Source organism: Chloroflexota bacterium (genome assembly GCA_016887485.1).
In the GTDB taxonomy this organism is placed as follows: domain Bacteria; phylum Chloroflexota; class Anaerolineae; order Anaerolineales; family Anaerolineaceae; genus Brevifilum.
Genome location: CP069394.1, coordinates 1863542 through 1884017 on the forward strand (window position 1 = coordinate 1863542; position 20476 = coordinate 1884017).

Genomic DNA, 20476 nt, shown 5'->3' on the forward strand with positions numbered 1-20476 from the left:
AATTAGTCGATATCGGCATTAAATTAAAACATATAATAAAAGTTGGCAAAAATCGTAGACAACCAAACTCAAAAACAACCATTTACGTCTCGTTCTTCTAAATCAACTTATCAAAGGATATTGAATCCGTGATGATCTCTTCTTCTGAGCGCAAGATTCGAGCAAGTTTACGTTTCATTCGCATGATGCAAAACGTTCTCTCGCCCGCATTGGCAAACAGGCTTAACAAAATTGGCACAACCAAAGTCGAACTCGAACCCGATATAACCCAAGAGGTCATCAGCGCTGACGGGGTGCCCTGTGATTGGCTCATCCCCCAAAACTTCAACCCGGACCAGGTCTTGCTCTATCTTCACGGCGGCGGCTTCGTTTACGGACAAACCCCAATTCACCTGCAAATGGGGGCCTATCTGGCAAAGAAACTGGGCTTCCGGCTATTGATGGTGGATTACCGAACCGCACCGCAACACCCCTTCCCGGCCGCCCTGGATGACTGTGTGACAGTCTATGGATGGCTGCTGAGACAAGGGACCAAGCCTCATAATATGATAATTGCAGGAGATTCAGCCGGTGGAAGCCTGACCCTCGCCATTCAGTTTAAATTGCGCGAAGAAGGCCATCCCCTCCCCGCTGCTGCAGTCTGCCTCTCCCCAATCACTGACATGACCCCGGAGGCCAAAAGGCGTGAAGGGTTTAAGGATCCCATGCTGCCACCCAAAGCAATGGACTTTTACATTCAGGCTTATTTGGCTGGTCAGGATCCACATAATCCACTCATCTCCCCCATTTTTGGTGACCTCAAAGGTCTGCCGCCCATTCTGCTGTTTACCGGTGATGAAGAAATCTTGCGCGAGGACGCTATTCATTTCACCAGGGCAGCAGAGGCTGCAGGTGTTGACGTGCGGCTGGAAATCTATCCCCGCATGTGGCATGTCTGGCAGCTATTCCTCTCACTGCCCCAGGCAAAGCAATCACTGGATGAGATGGCGGAGTTCTGTAAAAAACTTCTGCTGGGAAGTGCCTCCTGAATCAACTTATCCTCAATTATTAGAATTAAAAAACCGCTCGAGATAAACTCGGGCGGTTCGTGTACCCCTAAGGCGACGTGTTCCGAACGAAACCCTTCCCTATTTCTAGGGGAAAATAAAGCTCAATCGTGTTACTTGTTCAGAATCTTAGTTTGAATAAATGAAATCGTCAAGGAACACTGGCGTTACTTGACTGGGCGGAATCTTCTCTTCATGCTTAGATGAGAGTAAAATGGTGCAAGGACATACTTAGCCCGAGACGAATTCCCTGTTGGGCGACCAAAATAATGAACAATAGAACATGAGAGAAGAAAACCATGATTACTGAAGAAATCAAAGAACATTCACTTTGGCAGTCAATCTTCTGGCATTTGCTTCCAGGTATCCTCGGCGGAATTGTATACTTCTTAACAGTAGACCTTGTAAATGACTTGGGATTCCCTTCAATAGTAGCACTGATCCTAGCTGGAATTTTTACTCTCGTTCCAATTCAATTAGGTGTATTGATCTATCAGAGTAGAAAAAATAAACAAAAACTATTTGGTGAAATCGTCAGGTATTTTGAGCCATTGGAAATTTGGGAATATTTCCTTTGGGTATTCGTAATAGTCATTGCATCTGGGCTGATCATGGGAGGGTTAGGGCCGGTCTCAGAATTTTTCCACCAAGAAATATTTAGTGGGATACCAAGTATAGATATGGGGCTGAGTACTAATTATTTAAAAACTAATTTGATTATCACATATGTTTTTGTTCTTCTATTTGTCGTTTTAATAGTGCCAACCGTTGAAGAACTCTACTTTCGGGGTTATTTATTACCTAGAATGCCAAAAAAATTAAAGAAGCATCAATTAATTATTCACACGACTTTATTTGCTGTTTACCATTTGTGGTCACCGTGGATGATCGTTTCTAGAATATTTGGGGTATTACCATTGGCTTATGTAGTGATGAGGAAACGGAATATCTACCTTGGAATAATTGCACATTGCTTAATAAATTCGATAGATTTCTTCATAGGAGTGGTATTCATTACAAAGATGATTTAAAAATTGACTTATCCAATCCAACATCGACACAGACCTGCTAGGACCACGCTCCAAATACAAGCTTTGGCTATAATCCAATACAATCCAAGCAAGGATGGTAGTGAGATTGGGCTGAGAAAAAATAAAAACTGCGACTCGAACGTTTTTTGCGAAAAATTCTTTAGGAATCTAACTGAAAATCAGGTAAATCATCCAACTTGTGCCTAGTGGGGAACTGGATCATAAACAAAAACCGCTCAGGATCAATCCTGAGCGGTTCGTGTACCCTCGGTGCGACTCGAACGCACAACCTACTGCTCCGCAAGCAGTTGCTCTATCCATTAAGCTACGAGGGCTTTCTTACAGGCGTTAAATTCTAGTCCATATCACGCAACAGGTCAAGGTTCATCAACGTCATTTACCAATGTACCGACGGCCTCGCCGCGCAGCGCATTTGGCAGGGCTTCCACATCCCACAAATTGAGCACCAAGATCGGGAGCTTGTTTTCCATACAGAGCGAGACGGCTGTGCTGTCCATCACCTGCAAACGGCGGTTTAGGGTTTCGATATAGCTAAGATGATCAAACTTCTGAGCATCATCAAACTTGACCGGGTCCTTATCAAAGACCCCGTCCACCTTGGTGGCCTTGATGACCACATCTGCGCCGATCTCCATAGCCCGCAGCGCAGCGGCTGTGTCCGTGGAGAAGTAGGGGTTACCGGTGCCGCCACCGAAGAGCACGACCCGATCTTTTTCCAGGTGCCGGATCGCCCGACGCCGGATATAGGGCTCTGCCACTGAGCGCATTTCAATGGCGGACTGCACCCGGGTTTCCACATCGACCCTTTCCAGTGCATCCATCAGCGCCAGGGCGTTCATCACTGTTGCCAGCATGCCCATATAATCTGCTGTGGCTCGGTCCATCCCGGCATGTTTGCCGCTGCTGCCGCGCCAGAGGTTGCCTGCACCGATCACAATGGCAACATCAACGCCCATCTCGTGCACGGATTTGACCCGTTCAGCGATATCATTCGCTTTGGCGGGGTCAATCCCAGTGCCGCCCTCACCAGCCAGGGCCTCACCGCTCAACTTCAGCAGGATTCGCTTATAGATCAAGCCATTTTCCAATTTATCTGCCATAACACCTCCAGGGTCCAATAGTAGGTGGATAGAAATAAGGCCAACCTTTTGGTTGGCCTCGGTGTTATTATTCTTCTTCTTCAGCTTCCGCTTCGCCGGATTCTTCACCCAGCGCCCAGCGAACGAACCGCCGGACGACGACTTTCTCGCCCAACTTGGCAACCTGCTCATTGATCAGGTCCTGAACGGTCTTACTGCCGTCCCGGATATAAGCCTGGTTGAGCAAAACATTTTCCTCTTTATATTTCTTGATGAAACCTTCAACAATCTTTGGAATGATCTTCTCGGGTTTACCTTCTTCAGCAGCCCGGGCAGCGGCGATATCAGCCTCGTGCTTCAGGCTTTCTTCGGGGATTTCATCTTCGGTCAGATAGAGCGGGTTGGCAGCAGCAATCTGCAGTGCCAGCTCATGCGCCAACTCACGGAAGCCTTCGGAACGACCAACAAAGTCGGTCTCGCAGTTGATCTCAAGCATAACAGCCATCTGACCGTCACCGTGGGTGTAAACTTCGATCACACCTTCGGAAGCCTCACGGCCAGCGCGTTTGGCAGCTTTGGCCAAGCCTTTTTCACGCAGAATATCGCCGGCTTTGGCAAAATCACCGTCAGCATCTCGCAGGGCAGCCCGGCAATCGAGAATACCACAACCGGTGGCCTCTCGCAGTTCCTTAATCATCTCAGTGGTAATTTCCATCTTTACTTTTCTTTCCTATCTCTTATGCTCTCAAAAGATTTGTTGATTAAGCCTCTTCGGCGTTCTCGTCTTCTTCGGCCTTTTCAGAGGCTTCAGAATCACCAGATTGAGTTTCGACCTCATCCTCGCCGATTTCCTCATCTTCGTCTTCATCATCGAACTTGGGTTTCTTGCCGGTGCCCATGTGCTTGAGGGTTGATTCACCCAGCAAGGCTTCATCTTCCAGCTCATCGTCATCCATAAAACGGGTGACTTCAGCGGGCATGGCAACATCACCCAGCTCATCTTCGTCAGCATCCTTAGTGCGGATGGTCATACCTTCCATCACTGCATCAGCGATCTTGCCGACCAGCAGCTTGATGGCGCGGATGGCATCGTCATTTGAAGGGATCACATAATCGACATCTTTGGGGTTACAGTTGGTGTCCACCAGGGCGATGACGGGGATACCCTTGACGTTGGCTTCATGCACGGCGGTGTCTTCACGGTTGACATCAACCACAAAGAGGATTTCCGGCAGGCCTTTCATATTGCGAACACCGGAGAGACGTTTCTCCAGGCGGGCGATCTCGCGTTCGATCATAAGGCCTTCTTTTTTGGTCAGAAGGTGGATCTCGCCGCTATCGCGTAGGCGTTCCAGCCGTTCGAGTTCGAATATACGTTTCTGGATCGTGAACCAGTTGGTCAAGGTGCCGCCCAACCAGCGTTCAGTGACGTAGGGCATACCACAGCGGGTGGCCTGCTCTGCAATTGTGTCCTGAGCCTGGCGTTTTGTGCCAACAAAGAGGACTGAACCGCCATTAGCAACGGTGTCCCGGATGAAATCATAAGCATCATCCAGCAATTTAACAGTTTGCTGAAGGTCAATGATATGGATTCCATTGCGTTCAGTGAAGATATACTGACGCATTTTAGGATTCCATTTATTGGTCCGGTGACCAAAATGGACGCCGCTTTCGAGAAGCGCTTTCATAGTAACTACAGATGACATGCGAATATACTCCTTTGCGTTTTAGCCTCCGCCTCTTTTAGCTCGTCCCTAACCCATCATATGGGCACGCAGAACAAATCCAGAGGCGTGTGAAATAGGCTGCCAAGCGTTTTGGCAGCCGAATTAGTATATCATATCGAGGATGAAAAGGGAATAGGTTAACCTCTCAGCAGCGGTTCTGAATTATGCTTTATGATGAAAAATGAGAGGCTACCCAGTACAGGTAGCCTCTAGCCAAACGGGGGAGCGGCTAATAGCTTCTAAAATAGAAGACTGGGAGATAAAACTTGGCCTTCGGCAAGATCGAGATATTGACCTTTGCAATATTTCCTGCCAAATCATAAGTATCAATACACTGGAAATCAAAATAATCCGGACCACTGTAATTAAGGTCTGCCGTAAATGTCAGATCCGGTGGTGTCCACGGCAATATTCCATGGTTAGGGGTCGTGACCAGGACATAGCTAAAACTATCCCCATCCTCATCGTAGCATGAGACTGAAAACTCAACAAAATCACCTTGCTCAACTTCAATCTCATTCGGCAAAGCCACCGGTGCATCGTTCACATCAGAAATTTGAATTGTAAAAACCTTATCGTAAAATTTTCCACCCGCATCAGTCACCCGTATATTGATCGTATAAGTGGATTTCACCTCATAATTGAAAGGTACATGAGTCTGCAGAACATCACCAACGATCGAAAAACCGAGATTGTCGGGATAAGTGACAACATCAACCAGACTATAAGTAAAGGTGTCGCCGGTATCCAGGTCCGATGCGCTCAAAGTTCCAACCATCGTCCCTGCAGGTTCGTTCTCGGGAACCGAATTATTTGAAAGCATAATGTTTGTGGGCGAACAGGATTCAGTGGAGACAGTCCCATCGACAACCGTAAAGGGAATCTCAAAAGCATCCGGCCAATCAACTAACATGCTGTTCACAGGGTCGATCGTGATATCTGTGCTCATATTCCAGGTCACCGCTTCGAAGGTGATCAGAATCAGATTGCCGGTACCGGATTTTGGCGTCATTGAGAAACTGGCATCATTTTGCTGCACCATACCAAACACAATTTTCCCATTAATGTTATCAATAGTGTTCGTAGGCTCATAGAAAACGTTTTCCAAGGCATCGTCCAGAAATCCGCCGTTGACCACATCGGTAACCTGTATGGCTGCCGGGTCAAACCCAATTTCCAGGTGATAGCCTGTCAGATCCACCACATCCTGGACTTGGATCGCGATTGTTTGGTTCAAACAGGTTTCAACCGATGAACTGGTGGGTTCAACGGATATCACCGTTTCTATCAAAGCCTGGGAGTAACCGTTTTTCGGCAAATTGATTAATAAAAAGAATAAAACAACAATCCCAACTTTGAATCTACGTCCCATCCTAAAGTTCCCTTCTATCTAAACCTCTTTATTTATGTGTTTTTCTCTGGTATATAACCAGGAAAACAGCACCGACAATGATCGGCAACAATACCCACCAATAGCTCAATAGATTGAATCCAGATGCTGCGCCGGAAGTACCGGATTCAGCTTGACCCTGATCCGCATCGGCAGTGTCAGCAGAATTCAAAGATGGATTCGAATCATTCTCTGTTTCAACTTTTTCTTCAGCCGCAACAGTCGGTGTAATGGTTGGCGTTAGGGTTGGCTGGGGGGTCGGAATCAAAATGGATTCCTCTGGATCTTGTACAGGAATGGGTGTCGATTCCACCGGCACGTAACTCTCCACCACATCAATAGAAGCATTTTGCAACTCAACCGGGATGGCATCGCCGGTGCGACGGGCCAGCTCCAAGAACGTCACCTCAAGCTGGCTTGTCCCAACATTGATCCCCCGGAGGTAAATCACCAATACCACACCGCTGCCAGTTTTCCCCTCGCTGGGATTTACTTGCGTCATCACAAAGTGAATGGTGCCATTGTTATTATCAACTGTGTTATACAGTACAAGCCCTGCATCCAGAAAAGTACCAATCGCAATCTGAATCCCACCCGTATCAGGGTCAGCATCTTCAACCTGAAGAATGGTGGGGTCAAATTGAATTTCAATATCCATTGCATAAAGCTCTTCTACATTCCTGATTTCCACAGGAACTTCGATGACTTCCCCTGGGGCCACAGCGTTTGAATCAAATACACCACCCTCGGCTCCATCACTTGATTGAGCCTGGACTGTCAAGAAGCATATTCCAGCTAAGACAGACACCACAACTAAAGACAATAAGAAGGTAAAACCAAATTTCCTCATAGCAGGTAATCGTCGTCCTTTCGTTTTTTGTTTCGATGGATGAGGGCAATGAAAAAGATTCCTTCCAAAAGCAGTGCCCCGCCAAGAAAAGCCCAAACCAATCGAGTTATTCGTTCCTCACGGGTTTGTGCCCTTTCTGTGGTTTTTTCAACAGTATTGGCATAAAAATTAGATCCATTTACCTCGATCGTTGGTTCTGTTTTATCGTTACCATCACCAATGACCTCAGCCTTCTCCTCAGTGGTTTCCGGCCCCTCAGTCAGACTCGGTTGGATATCCACTGCTGTCGGCTCATTGTTATTCGGTACACGGGTAGCCGTGGATGTTTGGGTTGGTACGCTATCCAGCGCACTAGTTTTAGTAACAGTCGGAGTCGCTGTATCTGTAGTAGTCGGTGTCGGCGTCATCGTGGCCGTCGCAGTCGGCGTTTGGGTTTGGGTGGCCGTCGGCGTCTTTGTCACTGTTGGAGTGGCAGTTTTCGTTACAGTAGGCGTAGAGCTGGGGACCTGATCCAACACCACAGTCAGCGACCCATTCTCAGTCGCCGGATAAGATTTTTGTCCCGTCGAATCGGCGAAGATAGCTTCCGTGATGTTAATGTTCGAACTTCCCTCGCCAACCCCTAAAAAGGTCAGCTTTAGCAGCACACCATCACCCGATACTTCAGGCTGCGCGATCTGGGTGGCCGCCACTCGCAGCGTGCCGGGTTGGTTTGACTGGTAAACCACGGCCAGGCTGGTCAAATAAGACCCTTTCTCCCATTTTGATAGGGAGAGAATTGCGGGATCATACGTCACTGTGACATCAAACGCGTTGACGTTGACCCCACCCGAGACCCACAGCGATAACTGCACCTCGTTCCCAAGGCCAACCTCAGCAGAGGCGGGAGAGACGGAGAACACCGTTCCTCCCTGGGCTTGGGCAACACTAAAAGAAAATAATAAGGCCACAACCGCAACTACCAGTAACAGCCCCACCCAACTACCCTTGAAAAATTTTTTTCTAAATTTCATTCAATAAAATCCACTTTATAAATTTTTTTTAGATTAAAAGCCATTGGCCATTTCGCCACCATGCTGCCCCCCCTTATTAATGGAGGAAAACAGGGATGAAAGCCTCAAAGCCAGGCTCCGCGTCACCAATTTTCACATCACCATCCTGAGATGTAAAAGGGATGGCACGCCCATTTCTATCCACCAATCCAGGATCATCTACCGTAGGCTCAGATATTGAAAGATAAGTGTAGGCTTCTTCTTGTTTAGAAACAAAATTAATTTTGAACAAAGTACCACTACCGTATTTTGGCGGTTCACCATCATTTTGTGTATTAATACATTGGATTTCGTCTGGAGAATCTTCCACCTCACCACAGCCAAAAGATATTCCTTGACTTAAAAAATCTCCAAGTTCAGCGGATATGAAAGTTAAATAATCAATATCATAACTAACTGTGATATCAAAAGCCCACAACTCTTCAATATTTGCTACCATGACATCCACTGAAAATGGATTGCCCGGTTCAACTTCCGTGAGCGCGGGATACACATAAACCATTGTCCCGGTTTGCGCGGCGGCGCTGCCGTTTAAAGGCAAAATCGCCAGGAAAACCAGGCTAATAAGGAGAAGGAGCCGCGCTTTCTTCATAAGTTATAAATCCAAATAATGCCAGGATGCAGGCTGGGACATAGGTCCCAGCCTGCGATCAAGTCTAAAGAACTAAATTAGGGGATCACCGTGACATGGAAAGTGCTATTGTAAGAGAGGTTGCTGTCATCCAGCACCGTTACAATCACGATAGCGTCACCAGCCATAAGGCCAGTTAACTCGCCAGTCAGCATGTCAATTTCTGCAAAATCTCTGTCATTGACATAAATAGCCCAGCGAACGGGGCGGTCAGGCGCAACGCCGTCCAGCAAAACATCCAGGTCAATCGTATTGCCAACACTGACCGACGCATCTCCCACAACAGTAACTGTGCCCACAGGTGCGAGCGGTGCATCCATTGCAAGCCAGCCCTCAAAGTTACCCATCAGGGTCCCATAGAGACGAGCAGTGTAAACAGATGTGCATGTGATCTCAGCATAAAGGAAATCCATCCCCATAGCGTTGATCGTGCCATCGATAGCGCAACCAGCAAAATCGCCACTTACAATAGGTCCTGAAAAATCTGTCAGGTTGGGCCCTGCAGGAACACCAAAACCCGTCATTGAGAAGTCGTAAGCGCCATACATTTCAGCCGTGAAAGCTCCGGTATGATTATCAAATTCAAATGTACCAAAGACTTCAGGGTGTTCAGCCGTTGGCCAATCTGCATAGGCCGCTTCAGAGGTCAGCAAATAGTTACCGCCAACCAATGCCAGGTCCTGAATATTGACCCGATCATCGAAGTTGACGTCGCCATCATCAAAGATTGGTTCACCGTATTGACTACCGACATAAGATGCGTCAGAGAGATCAATTACATTGTCGGTCCAAACGGCGTTACCGCCTTTCAGTTCCAGATTGGGCAAAACATAATCATCATTGATATCCAGCAAACGATCCAACTCTACCGACACGTTCAGGTAGCGGGGCTGGTTCGTCGTGAATTGATAGATACCTGCATTGACATTCATAAAGGCATAGTTATCGCTGATTTCGAACGTCGAGGTAATATCGTTGTCAACATACCCACCCGAAACATCCGTGAGCGTCATCGGCACACCAGAGCGAACCGTGCGGCCCTGCATCGCAACTGTACCGGAAACCGTAAAGTCACCCAGAGCGGTGAAGGTCTCATAGTCGGAGGCCAGCAAGGTGTCAGGGTCGGGTGTCAGGTCAAACAAGTAAACCGTGATATCATTGGGGCCTGTGGTGTCGAAGATGATCCGGAATTCAACAACCAGTGAACCATCAGATGCCAACGCACCCAAATCCGTAAGATCCACGAACGGAACCCAAGCCATACTACCATAATCATAGTATTCAAGAGTTGCGCCAGCCGGCAGGTCGAAACTCAGCCCTACACTAGCCAGATCATCGCCATCGGTGTTGTCGATTTCCACTGTGAATTCATCAGGAATTCCAACGTAGGTTGAACCACTGGAGGGAACGATTTCCACAGTCGGGTACGCATTCACTTCTATGTCGGTGATATCCGAAAGGCAAGCGGCATAAATGTTCGTGGAAATGCTACCTGCACCAGCAAACATTGAGAAGACATCGGAGTCTTCATCCAGGTTCAGGATCAAGTCTGTCCCAATTGCGTTGCCCTCGAATACCATAGAGAAAAGGATCTGATCTGAAACGGTTAGGGCGCTGCTGGAAATCTGATAGCCAACGAAATGGACTGTATTGCCAAGCACCTCTATCTCTTCATAATCAAAGAGCCCGGGCAGCGTATTATCTACATAGGTCAGCTCTGCGGGGAATTCAACTGTTACATCAACACCCATCACATTTACCAGGTTACCGAAGACGTCAAAGGTGATATCCTCGCCCAGATAAACGCTGTTGGGATAATCGGTCAGGTCGGATTCCATGTAAAGCTCCACATGGGTCCAGGGATTGAAATCCACATCGGAGCTAACATCAAGCCCCACAAGAGGCGCATCATATGAACCCCAGGCGTTATATTCAGCGGGAAGATCACCCAAGCCACTAGGGTTATTGTTTAAAATCCCAAAACCAACATTATCCATGATCAGGTTTCCCTGGATCTGGACGGTTCCGACAGGTTGATTTTCGAAGTATAAACCGTGACCAGAGAGGCCGTGAATATACATATCAGCGATGTTCAGGTCCGTCACCACACCGGCGAAGTTGATCCCGTTGGTCCCATCTGCGCCATCGATCTCGAGCCCTTCGATGACAATATTGGTCAGACCGGCAGCCACATCGATACCATTCGAGCCGCTGGTCGGGACACAAACAGCACCTAGGGGCGTTTCTGCATTAATCGTAGTGTAATCAGCATTAATCACAAAACAGGGCGAATTATTTTCAATATGTGCTCCATCGGAAAGCAAGATGGTCACACCGCTTGAATTGACGACAAACCCGCCAGTACCAGTATACGAACCTGCAGGGATCACGACTGTTGAGCCACTCGGTGCGTTATCAATCGCGGTTTGGATTTCTTCCTCGGTGACACCAGGAGGTAAGACAATTTCTCCTTCAGCATTAGGCATGAATGTCGTGCAATCTTCATCTCCGCACCAAGGCGTAAATTCAACGCTGCCAACAACTTGTCCAGAATCTGGACCAGCAGCGCTGCCCCACCAGTTCGGGGAGGCGTCAACTTCTTCGCCCGCGCCGTAATTAATATCAACGCCATTGCCAAGAATTTGGTTCTCTTCTAAGGAAACAACAGCTCCCACCGGCAAATTGCCATAGGTCATCGTATTGAAGTCATAAATGCCGACCCCGTTGAGGAATCCGGTGATTGTATTGCCTAAGATATCCAGGTTGGCAGAAGAAGAAATTGGACCCCAATAGCTATGGTCAGTGCCTAAAAGAACACCAGTTGTCGGAGGCAAATCAACTGAAGCGCCGCCAACATCCCCGCCACTGAATGTGTTATCAGCGAAGGTTAGGTTAGTCAATGGCCCTCTAACTAACAACCCGTAATTCGAGACATCAAAGGTTCCGGAGAACGAAAGGCTGTTGCCAGTAATATTGATTTGGCTGGTCGGTGATTCACCGGTCAGGCGGAGGTCGATCAGCGAAACGCCGTCACCATTGATAATTTTTTCGCTTTGAACAAAGGTGTTATTGGTGATATTCAAAGGACCTTCAAGAATTGTCGCATGGCTGACATCTGTCCACCAATCAGCCATAAACCGGATGGCGCTTGAATAAATAGAATTGGTGAACGTGTTATCATCAATCGTCACATTTGTGATCAAGCCATCATCAGCATAATCCCAAACATAAAGGCCACGGCAATAGGATGTGAACGCATTGCCAGAAACCGTCAGATCATTAATCGTATAGAGTGTGGGGCCATCACCAAAATAGATCCCTGCTGCGGCTGCCTGACAATCGTTGATATCCATCGGGCCAAACACATTGTCCTGAATGGATACACCATCCAGATAACCATTGATATAGACCCCAACAAATACATTCTCGAATGTACTATTTGTGATCGAGAAATTGGAGGCGGTGTTTGGTTTTGAAAGGAAGACACCAATCCCGCGGGTATAAGCACCAGGATCAGCGCCATACACATTAAGATTATCGGCTGTAAACCCGTCAAAACTACCAAGGAAATTCACGCCTTCTGCATTTCCAACCGTCGGTGTCAGGTTTGTGATGGCGATATCCTGAAGAGTTAGGTTAGCTGTAGCCCCGTCAACCCGGATAGCCTCATCCAACGCGACAGGATCTGTAATGCCCACACCTTCAATATAGACATCATTCGCAGAAACTGTGATGACAGGGAAAGCCGGTGCCGAAAGAATAGTTGACCCCATACCCGCGCCGATGATGTTCACCTGTTTGTCAATAGTGATGTTTTCAGCATAGCTGCCACCAGCCACATACACTGTGTCCCCTGCAACAGATTCATCAATACCTGTCTGAATCATCGAGTAAATTTCCACCGGCCAACTGGTTGTGGTCACAGCCTTATCAAAGGTGTTTGCCCCAAGAACCGGCGAGAATTCAACTTCGCTCATCGTTCCACCCAGGAACTGATAATAGTTATTTGTGAATGTATTACCAATTATGGCTGCGTTCGTAACTGTGGCTGATGTGGATGAGAAACGGAAACCAGCCGTCTCATTATCATGGAAATTATTTCCTGTAACAGACACTGTATCCACAGTGAGGTTCTGGACATTAAAGCCCATACCACCATAACCAAAATCATTTGCAGTAACATTGACATTGGTCATCGTTGTCGCAGGCGCATTACCTGACAAACGGATGCCATTTCCTGCATCAGTAGTGGTGTTATTTGCGACCAAGACATTGTCAACAACGCCACTGTAGTTCATGATGCTGATGCCAATGTCAACACCCAAAGTTCCGCCAACAATCGTATTTGATGATACTTCCACATTCGAGGCGTTAACAACCATTATGGCTGAGCTTGCCCAGCTATCGGTTAGCGGTGCGCCATGAATTGTATTGCCGACGACTCTCGATCCATCGCCGGAAACCTGGATCCCATTTCTCAGGTATCCATTATATGGAATGACGATGTTATTCAGAACATGGAACTCTGTTCCAGCATGGTTGCCCATACTTTGAACGATGCCATTTTCAGTAAAATTCTGAACTGTGAAGCCATCAAAGATAAGGGTTCCCATGCCAGATAAAGCCCAAACACCTGATGTCAAATCCCCATAAGGAGAATCAATTATTGTGACTTCAGGGCCCCCTGTTGACTGAACAGTGATGTTTGGTGTGCTTAGAATTATTTCCTCAGCATAGGTGCCTGGTTCAACCAGGATTGTGTCCCCATCACCGGCAGCTTCAATAGCTGCTTGGATAGTAGCATAAGTAGCGTTAGTGGTAAGGTTCTTAACTGGCCCCTCTGCCGGTGTTAGAGTTACCCTATAGTTACCTGATCCTAAATCTTCAACACTTACATCAAAGCCAGGATATTCGAGCGGCACTGCCTCGCTTCCCCAACTCCAATCCATATCCCAATATCCAGCACCACCACCATGAGAGGCTGCCATGCCAGGATATTTTGCGGTGCCTGTTCCAGGGAGATAGGCACCGACATCCGTTTCTTCAGCATACATGGTACCCCAGTGCATACTTCCGGACATTGGAACGCCCATTGGTGCAGTAGCGGTTGTATACCATGGATCAACTTCTGTTGCTCCTGCATGATTGCGAAGTGCCCACTTTTGCACACCGGAGTCTTCATATAACACCAAACTATATTGATACCAGTCCGGCGTATCTGGAGTCCAAGTTGGCCAAGCATCATGATCTGCGCCAATCAACTGTGCGGCATCATCAAAATAAGCATCAGCCCCTTCTTTTGCGAAGATGTCGAAGCCCCAACCAACCTTTGCTGGGATAACACCGGAATATGTCCCATCCGGGTTCTCCGTAAGAGTGTATCCTGGCTGAGATTCAAATACGATCTCTGCGCTTGCAATATCATTCGCTTTGACCCCTCCCACTGGCAGCATGGCCAACAACAATGCAACCGCCAGCACAAAACCAAATATTTTAATTAACCTGCGTTCTATACTCATTTTTCATTCCCTCCAAATAGAAAACTTAGAAATTTCTCCTTCAAAAAACGCGTTCGATAATGCAATAAGCCCTCCTAAACTTAAAAGACAGATAGATCACCCAGGTTAAATTCAACAAGGGTGAAAAATTTATTGGATTATCTTGTAACTTGCCATCGGGGAATCTGCCTCAATTCTGAGTTGGGCAATCAAAAACACAGGTGTAAGCAGATATCTCCATGTCCCCCGTTTTGTACTTCCCACCTCAGACCCAATTTGGGTACCGAGGCTGTGCGCTGGGGAGTCTTCTTTCAGGGCAACATTGCTGATGCCAATAGAGTGGTTAAGCGTTATTTGTTTTTCTCCCTATTAAGCTCCCTTCCGAACTCTTTATTATCCGATTCTTTCCTGCGAACTTTCTGAATTTCTCAAAACAGCAGCGTTATCGCATAATAAACAAAAACTGGCCCAGATTGCAGGCCAGCCGAATCAGAACCACATCAAGGTGGTGGTATAAATCAAATTAATAGAATGGACGTCAGAACAAAACATTTTTTATTACGGTCGATATCTTTATGTTGACTAGTTTTATAGCCCCAGGAGTCGAACAGATTAAGACCTGGCATTCCCACCAATATTTGCAACATCTATTCTAATGGTATTCTTAATTTCTGACAAGTCATATTTATATCAATTTAACAATATAATTTAATACACTCTTAGATATTAATATCGAGTATTATTATTGCCTAGCATTTCATAAAGTCTATGAAACATAAATATCGTGGGTTTTGCTCTTGCTGAGTTTCTTCGGGCATGGTATAATCCCTCTTCGCGTCTGGGAAGACGTGGTATTTATCATTGAAATAAAGGATCGTAAGATGAATCATGCTGAACTCTTAAAATCAGTTGAAGCGCCAGTAAACGAGAACATTCCTGAACTGTTCCCTGGCGACACCGTCAGTGTACATGTCTTGATTAAAGAAGGTACTCGTGAACGTGTTCAGGTTTTCAAAGGCACAGTTTTGTTCGTTCGTGGCAGCAAGAACGATGCATCCTTCACCGTGCGGCGGATCGCCAGCAACGGGATCGGTGTTGAGCGTACTTTCATGACTCGCTCACCCCGTGTCCAAAAAGTGGTTGTCGAACGGCACACCAAAGTTCGCCGTGCTCGACTCTATTTCTTGCGCGAACGCACCGGCAAGAGCGCCCGGCTAAAACAGCGCTTCTAGAAATACCCTTAATTGGATGTTGGATTGGCAGGTGAATTAACCCTTCACCCGCCGAATACCTCATCAGGATTCTTATCAACTTTGCCTTATTGGTTGATGATTCCTGATGAGGTTTTAATTATCAGGAGGGTCCATGCCCATATCATCCCATCCCATCATCGGTATCACAGGCGGTAACGTCAAAAATAAGACGGGGAGCTACGCCTTCAATGTCGGCCAGGCTTATGTGACCGCCATTCGGCACGCGGGCGGTATCCCCCTCCTGATCCCATTGGGAACCGGGAAAGCCGACCTGCACAGGATCTCCCAGTTGGTTGATGGCGTTCTTTTCACCGGCGGTGGGGATATTGAGACCAAACGCTTCAACGGGCAGGGCCATCCCCGGGTCTATGGTATCTCCCCACTGCGGGATAAACTGGAATTCACTCTGATGGACATAGCCCTCAAGGATCACAAGCCCCTGCTGGCGATCTGTCGCGGGATCCAGGTGCTCAATGTGACTTTTGGCGGCGGTCTCTACACCGATATCGCAGACCAGCTGGAAAACGCCCTCAAACATGACTGGTACCCCAATTACCCCCGAGATAAACATGCCCATACCGTCAGCTTGAAGCAAGACAGCATCCTGCACGAGATCTTCCAGGCGGATGACGTCCCCGTGAACAGCCTCCACCACCAGGGCGTGGGAAAAGTCGGTGATGGTCTGGAAGCCGTCGCCTTCGCGCCGGATGGACTGGTTGAGGGACTGTTTGTCAAAGACCAAAACTTCGCAGTCGGCGTCCAGTGGCATCCGGAATGCCTGCCGGATGATTCGCCAATGCAAGCACTCTTTAAGGCCTTCATCACCGCCTGCCAAAATCCCATCGAATAAAACAGATCGCAACCAACCTTCCCAATCCGGGCATCAATGTTAGAATGGGAGGGTCAAAATTCATTCCAAAAGGAGTGTGCTCAATGAAGGTATTGATTACCGGAGGCGCCGGCTATATCGGCAGCACCATTTGCTCCGCCCTCGAAGACAACGGCCATACCCCCATCATTCTCGATTCGCTGGTCACCGGCCGCAAAGAATTCACCAAAGACCACATCTTCTATCATGCGGATATCGCAGATAAAGAGGCTGTCCAACAGATCTTCACTGACCATCCGGACATCGCCGCCACCATCCACTGTGCGGCCCTGATCGTCGTCCCCGAATCCGTCTCCCGGCCTTTCGATTATTATCGCGAGAATGTGGTTAAATCAATGGGGTTCTTTCACCAGCTTTCCGAACTGGGTTTCCCCCGGGTGGTGTTCAGCTCCTCTGCCGCCATCTATGATGTCGTGCCCGATTTCATGGTGACGGAAGAATCCCCGCTGAAACCCAGCAGCCCCTATTCCCGCACCAAATACATGATGGAAATGATCCTACAGGACTTCGCCCACGCTTATGGGCTCAAGGCCATTGCCCTGCGTTATTTCAACCCGATCGGCGCTGACCCGCAGATGCGCTCCGGGATGCACATCAAAGAACCCAGCCATATCCTGGGCAAACTGGTCTCCGTTGCAATGGAAGAAGAACCTGTCTTCAACATCACAGGCACCGGCTGGCCCACTCGGGATGGCACGGGCATTCGGGACTACATCCATGTTTGGGATCTGGCTCAGGCGCATGTCAAAGCCGTTGAAAACTTTGATGAGGTGATTGCCAAAGCCGCCGACCCCGAGACCCCCTATGCCGTCATCAACCTCGGCACAGGTAAAGGCGTCACGGTGCGCGAATTGGTGGATGCCTTCCAGAAGGTCTTCGGTCATCAGATCAATATTGAAGAGAAGCCGCCTCGCCCGGGTGATGTCGCCGGCGCTTATGCCAACGCAGACAAAGCCAAGAAATTCCTGGGTTGGGAAGCTGAATTACCTATCGAAAAGGGCATCGAAGATGCGCTCAAATGGGGCGAGATCAGAGAACAAATCCTGGATTTCAGCAACGACTAACTCTCCAATTATCCAAAAAGATTGCTTCTCTCTCCGTTCCACTCCCGGGACGATGGCGCAAGCTCGTAATGACAAAATCAGAGCCGGTGGTCACCACCGGCTCTTTCTATTCTCCTATTTATTTATCAAATCAATCTAATGGCTCAAGCGGCTCAGGTACATGCCCGAATTCTACAGTATGCTGTTTGTGATCCGCCGCCCAAAGACAGGCATTCGTAATCACCTGCTGGATATTTTTGTCATAATAGATCGGGAAAGTCTCATGGCCCGGGGCGAAGTAGAACACCCGCCCAAAGCCCCGCTGCCAGCAGCAGCCGCTGCGGAAGACATCGCCACCTGCGAACCAGCTCACAAAGACCAACACATCCGGCTCGGGGATGTCAAAATACTCACCGTACATTTCTGTGTGAGGCAGCTCAAAATGCAGGCCCACGCCCTTGGTGATCGGATGCCCGTTGGCGATGGTCCAAATGCGTTCCTTTTCGGCGGCCTCCCGCCAGCGCAGGTTACAGGAAGTCCCCATCATCCGTTTGAAGATCTTTGAGAAATGTCCGGAATGCAGCACGATCAACCCCATACCGTTCAGGACCCGCTCCTGCACCCGATCCACAATCGCATCCTGGACTTCACCGTGCGCCATGTGTCCCCACCAAATCAACACATCGGTATCATCCAGCACTTCCTGGGTCAGGCCGTGTTCGGGTTCATCCAGCGTGGCTGTCCGCACCTGGAAGCCGCCAGTGCGCAGGAAACCCGCAATCGCCCCATGAATGCCTTCCGGATAAATCGCCAGGACTACGGGGTCGGCTCTCTCATGGCGAAATTCATTCCAAACCGTGACTTTAGGTTTATTATCCATTCGCTCTCCTGTCTATTTCTCAATTGTCGCAATCTGGCCGCCATTTTGCGCGGACAGGCGAATCGCATCATAGAGCCGGATCATTCGCAGACCCACCTCCGGCGGGCTGGGGTTCCCAATCTTCCCGGCGCGGACATTCAGGAATGTATCCCATACTGGTGATGCCGGGTGGACGGTGTTTGCCGCCAGGTGCCGGCAGCGACAAACCCCTCAGCGAGCTTGTCTATGGATGGCTGATAGGGGTCACAAAGACCGACAACATCTGCTTGTTTGTTCTTGTATATATTATGGATATGAAAATGACTGATTTTCCCGCAGCCAACAACCCCCGCACGGATCTTCTTAGGGGCCATACTGCCTCCTCGCAAAAATTAATTTACGAAATTCACTCCCCCCTTTTTACACCAGTCAGAAAAGCTAATCCCGTTCAATAATCGCCATCTGAATGGCTGTGGTGTGCTCGGCCAAAATACCCAGTAGGAAAGCGAGAATGCTCAGCACAAACAGGATCACGCTGGAATTTGGCACATAGAGCCTGGCGTTTTGGATGATGCTGATGATCATGCTTACCAGCCCCAGCAAGAATGAAACAATCGTTACCGGCAGGAACACCCGCATCGGCTCAAAGAGCAGGATGATCTTGAAAATGATCGTCGTAAAGCGGAAACCATCCCGGAAGAGTCGGATCTTGCTGGCACCGGCTTTGCGTGCCTGGATGTTGATTGGCACATACTTGATGTTATAGCCACCCTTCAACAGAGCCAGGGTACTGGTTGTCGGATAGGAAAAACGCTGAGGAAAAAGGTAATAAAATTTCTTGACCACATCCGCTTTGAAAATTCGGAAACCGGAGGTCAGGTCTTCAATCTTGAAACCTGTCAATTGCGATGCCAGGCCGTTATAGAACTTATTGGCCAGGTTGCGGTACCAGGTGCCATCGGATTTGAAAGGACGAGCACCCACCACCAGATCATATTCGCCCAGGTAGGGCAGCATCTTGAGGATATCCTCAGGGTCATGCTGACCATCACTATCCATGCAAATGATGGCGTCGCCGGTAGCCGTCTTGATCCCGGTCTTGATAGTTGCGCCATTGCCCTTATTGTAAGGATGACGAACAACTTTGAGTGCACTAGGGTAATCAGCTTGTAAGGTCTTCAGGGTTTCATAACTGTTATCCACTGAGCCATCATCAACGGCCACAATCTCCCAATCCATATCCATCCTGACAAAGAGCTCAATGATTTTAAGAATTGAGGAGGAGATAACCTCTTCTTCGTTATACACCGGCAGGACAATTGAATATTTCATAGGACTTCCCTTACTGACTATTTCGCTTTCACCTGAAATTGACCAATTAAATTGAGCAGGACCAACCTGTTTGGAAAGAAGGCTGTCCGCTCCAGCCTGAAACCATTATCCAATATCCCTTGCTTCAACAGATAGACATTGTTCCGATGGTACTCATGGTATTTATTGTAACCGACCATGAAGCGGCCGATCTTATATAACGTGCTTTCCGTCGGGCCTGACATAATCAACCTGCCGCCCGGTTTCAACTTGCGGGCAATCAACTGGATTCCCGCCGGCAGGTCATCCAAATGTTCCAGCACTTCCACCGCATAGAGCACATCCAATGAACCATCCGGGACTGAATCCAGACTGGTGGAAAATTCAACAGGCAGGTTCAGCTCTTCAGCCACAGCCTGCGCATATTGAGGGAACAAATCCACAGCATACACTTTGGCAGTATGCTCCACCAGGGTCGGCAGGAAAGCACCAAACCCGCAGCCGAATTCACATACGACCATCTCCGGTTTAAGCGCAAAGAGCTGAAAGACCCCGTCATAACGCCGCCAGAAGATCTCCCGGATCAGTGGATTTTTATTTAGGTAACTTGGGATAGCCATTTCCGCCTGGTCGGACTCTGAGATTTCACCAGTTAAATTTGATGTGTTAATAATCTTCTCAACCAGCGACTGATCAATACGCTCAATCCGTGGGTTCCCTTTTTTCATTGCTTTCCTATTTATACATGAAATTTCTGATTGTTCTTTGCCGCTTGGCATAGTCTTATATATTTACT

At 48.2% G+C, this 20476-nt stretch carries 17 protein-coding genes and 1 tRNA gene; 5 read left to right on the forward strand and 13 right to left on the reverse strand.

Going from position 1 to position 20476, the window contains the following annotated elements:
* The first annotated feature begins 131 nt into the window (after positions 1 to 131).
* Both JR338_08515 and JR338_08520 read left to right on the forward strand, forming a co-directional pair.
* Positions 132 to 1028, forward strand: coding sequence for an alpha/beta hydrolase (locus JR338_08515; protein QRN82466.1), 897 nt, complete (start codon positions 132 to 134; stop codon positions 1026 to 1028).
* A 317-nt stretch (positions 1029 to 1345) separates the two neighbouring features.
* Complete coding sequence (locus JR338_08520; protein QRN82467.1) at positions 1346 to 2077, forward strand: CPBP family intramembrane metalloprotease; 732 nt, start codon at positions 1346 to 1348, stop codon at positions 2075 to 2077.
* A 262-nt stretch (positions 2078 to 2339) separates the two neighbouring features.
* Here JR338_08520 and JR338_08525 read toward each other — a convergent pair.
* From JR338_08525 to JR338_08565, 9 genes are all read right to left on the reverse strand, one after another.
* Positions 2340 to 2412: transfer RNA gene (locus JR338_08525), tRNA-Arg, on the reverse strand.
* Between the two features lie 42 nt (positions 2413 to 2454).
* Positions 2455 to 3198, reverse strand: a complete 744-nt coding sequence (locus JR338_08530; protein ID QRN82468.1) for a UMP kinase — start codon at positions 3196 to 3198, stop codon at positions 2455 to 2457.
* Positions 3199 to 3265: 67 nt separating this feature from the next.
* The gene (gene tsf, locus JR338_08535) at positions 3266 to 3892 is read right to left on the reverse strand and encodes a translation elongation factor Ts (GenBank protein ID QRN82469.1); all 627 of its coding nucleotides are present in this window, start codon (positions 3890 to 3892) and stop codon (positions 3266 to 3268) included.
* 46 nt (positions 3893 to 3938) lie between these two features.
* Positions 3939 to 4883: a 30S ribosomal protein S2 gene (gene rpsB / locus JR338_08540; GenBank protein QRN82470.1), complete on the reverse strand. Its 945-nt coding sequence runs from the start codon at positions 4881 to 4883 to the stop codon at positions 3939 to 3941.
* A 250-nt stretch (positions 4884 to 5133) separates the two neighbouring features.
* Positions 5134 to 6276 (reverse strand): cadherin domain-containing protein, encoded by a 1143-nt coding sequence (locus JR338_08545; protein QRN82471.1) that lies wholly within the window; start codon positions 6274 to 6276, stop codon positions 5134 to 5136.
* 28 nt (positions 6277 to 6304) lie between these two features.
* Positions 6305 to 7144, reverse strand: a complete 840-nt coding sequence (locus tag JR338_08550; GenBank protein QRN82472.1) for a hypothetical protein — start codon at positions 7142 to 7144, stop codon at positions 6305 to 6307.
* The gene (locus JR338_08555; GenBank protein ID QRN82473.1) at positions 7141 to 8157 is read right to left on the reverse strand and encodes a hypothetical protein; all 1017 of its coding nucleotides are present in this window, start codon (positions 8155 to 8157) and stop codon (positions 7141 to 7143) included. Before JR338_08555 ends, JR338_08550 begins: the two co-directional genes overlap by 4 nt.
* A 76-nt stretch (positions 8158 to 8233) precedes the next feature.
* Positions 8234 to 8788 (reverse strand): hypothetical protein, encoded by a 555-nt coding sequence (locus JR338_08560; protein QRN82474.1) that lies wholly within the window; start codon positions 8786 to 8788, stop codon positions 8234 to 8236.
* 77 nt (positions 8789 to 8865) lie between these two features.
* Positions 8866 to 14346 (reverse strand): hypothetical protein, encoded by a 5481-nt coding sequence (locus JR338_08565; protein QRN82475.1) that lies wholly within the window; start codon positions 14344 to 14346, stop codon positions 8866 to 8868.
* Between the two features lie 860 nt (positions 14347 to 15206).
* On the opposite strand from JR338_08565, the gene rplS reads away from it, so the two are divergent.
* The 3 genes from rplS to galE all read left to right on the forward strand — a co-directional run bounded on the left by rplS (position 15207) and on the right by galE (position 17531).
* Positions 15207 to 15557: a 50S ribosomal protein L19 gene (gene rplS / locus JR338_08570; GenBank protein QRN82476.1), complete on the forward strand. Its 351-nt coding sequence runs from the start codon at positions 15207 to 15209 to the stop codon at positions 15555 to 15557.
* 133 nt (positions 15558 to 15690) lie between these two features.
* Positions 15691 to 16428 carry a gamma-glutamyl-gamma-aminobutyrate hydrolase family protein gene (locus JR338_08575; GenBank protein ID QRN82477.1) on the forward strand — a complete coding sequence of 246 codons (738 nt, stop codon included), beginning with the start codon at positions 15691 to 15693 and terminating at the stop codon, positions 16426 to 16428.
* Positions 16429 to 16511: 83 nt separating this feature from the next.
* Entirely contained in the window at positions 16512 to 17531 is a 1020-nt protein-coding gene (gene galE / locus JR338_08580; GenBank protein ID QRN82478.1) for a UDP-glucose 4-epimerase GalE, read from the forward strand.
* A 130-nt stretch (positions 17532 to 17661) separates the two neighbouring features.
* Here the strand turns inward: galE and JR338_08585 are convergent, their stop codons facing one another.
* The 4 genes from JR338_08585 to JR338_08600 all read right to left on the reverse strand — a co-directional run bounded on the left by JR338_08585 (position 17662) and on the right by JR338_08600 (position 20408).
* The gene (locus JR338_08585; protein QRN82479.1) at positions 17662 to 18390 is read right to left on the reverse strand and encodes a ThuA domain-containing protein; all 729 of its coding nucleotides are present in this window, start codon (positions 18388 to 18390) and stop codon (positions 17662 to 17664) included.
* A gap of 137 nt (positions 18391 to 18527) precedes the next feature.
* Positions 18528 to 18743: a Gfo/Idh/MocA family oxidoreductase gene (locus JR338_08590; GenBank protein QRN82480.1), complete on the reverse strand. Its 216-nt coding sequence runs from the start codon at positions 18741 to 18743 to the stop codon at positions 18528 to 18530.
* 64 nt (positions 18744 to 18807) lie between these two features.
* Complete coding sequence (locus JR338_08595; GenBank protein QRN82481.1) at positions 18808 to 19701, reverse strand: glycosyltransferase family 2 protein; 894 nt, start codon at positions 19699 to 19701, stop codon at positions 18808 to 18810.
* Positions 19702 to 19718: 17 nt separating this feature from the next.
* Positions 19719 to 20408, reverse strand: coding sequence for a methyltransferase domain-containing protein (locus JR338_08600; GenBank protein ID QRN82482.1), 690 nt, complete (start codon positions 20406 to 20408; stop codon positions 19719 to 19721).
* Positions 20409 to 20476: the final 68 nt, after the last annotated feature.

Coding starts and splice junctions, on each gene's coding strand:
- JR338_08515 (QRN82466.1), top strand. CDS start 132: ATGATCTCTTCTTCTGAGCGCAAGATTCGAGCAAGTTTACGTTTCATT.
- JR338_08520 (QRN82467.1), top strand. CDS start 1,346: ATGATTACTGAAGAAATCAAAGAACATTCACTTTGGCAGTCAATCTTC.
- JR338_08530 (QRN82468.1), bottom strand. CDS start 3,198: ATGGCAGATAAATTGGAAAATGGCTTGATCTATAAGCGAATCCTGCTG.
- tsf (QRN82469.1), bottom strand. CDS start 3,892: ATGGAAATTACCACTGAGATGATTAAGGAACTGCGAGAGGCCACCGGT.
- rpsB (QRN82470.1), bottom strand. CDS start 4,883: ATGTCATCTGTAGTTACTATGAAAGCGCTTCTCGAAAGCGGCGTCCAT.
- JR338_08545 (QRN82471.1), bottom strand. CDS start 6,276: ATGGGACGTAGATTCAAAGTTGGGATTGTTGTTTTATTCTTTTTATTA.
- JR338_08550 (QRN82472.1), bottom strand. CDS start 7,144: ATGAGGAAATTTGGTTTTACCTTCTTATTGTCTTTAGTTGTGGTGTCT.
- JR338_08555 (QRN82473.1), bottom strand. CDS start 8,157: ATGAAATTTAGAAAAAAATTTTTCAAGGGTAGTTGGGTGGGGCTGTTA.
- JR338_08560 (QRN82474.1), bottom strand. CDS start 8,788: ATGAAGAAAGCGCGGCTCCTTCTCCTTATTAGCCTGGTTTTCCTGGCG.
- JR338_08565 (QRN82475.1), bottom strand. CDS start 14,346: ATGAGTATAGAACGCAGGTTAATTAAAATATTTGGTTTTGTGCTGGCG.
- rplS (QRN82476.1), top strand. CDS start 15,207: ATGAATCATGCTGAACTCTTAAAATCAGTTGAAGCGCCAGTAAACGAG.
- JR338_08575 (QRN82477.1), top strand. CDS start 15,691: ATGCCCATATCATCCCATCCCATCATCGGTATCACAGGCGGTAACGTC.
- galE (QRN82478.1), top strand. CDS start 16,512: ATGAAGGTATTGATTACCGGAGGCGCCGGCTATATCGGCAGCACCATT.
- JR338_08585 (QRN82479.1), bottom strand. CDS start 18,390: ATGGATAATAAACCTAAAGTCACGGTTTGGAATGAATTTCGCCATGAG.
- JR338_08590 (QRN82480.1), bottom strand. CDS start 18,743: ATGGCCCCTAAGAAGATCCGTGCGGGGGTTGTTGGCTGCGGGAAAATC.
- JR338_08595 (QRN82481.1), bottom strand. CDS start 19,701: ATGAAATATTCAATTGTCCTGCCGGTGTATAACGAAGAAGAGGTTATC.
- JR338_08600 (QRN82482.1), bottom strand. CDS start 20,408: ATGAAAAAAGGGAACCCACGGATTGAGCGTATTGATCAGTCGCTGGTT.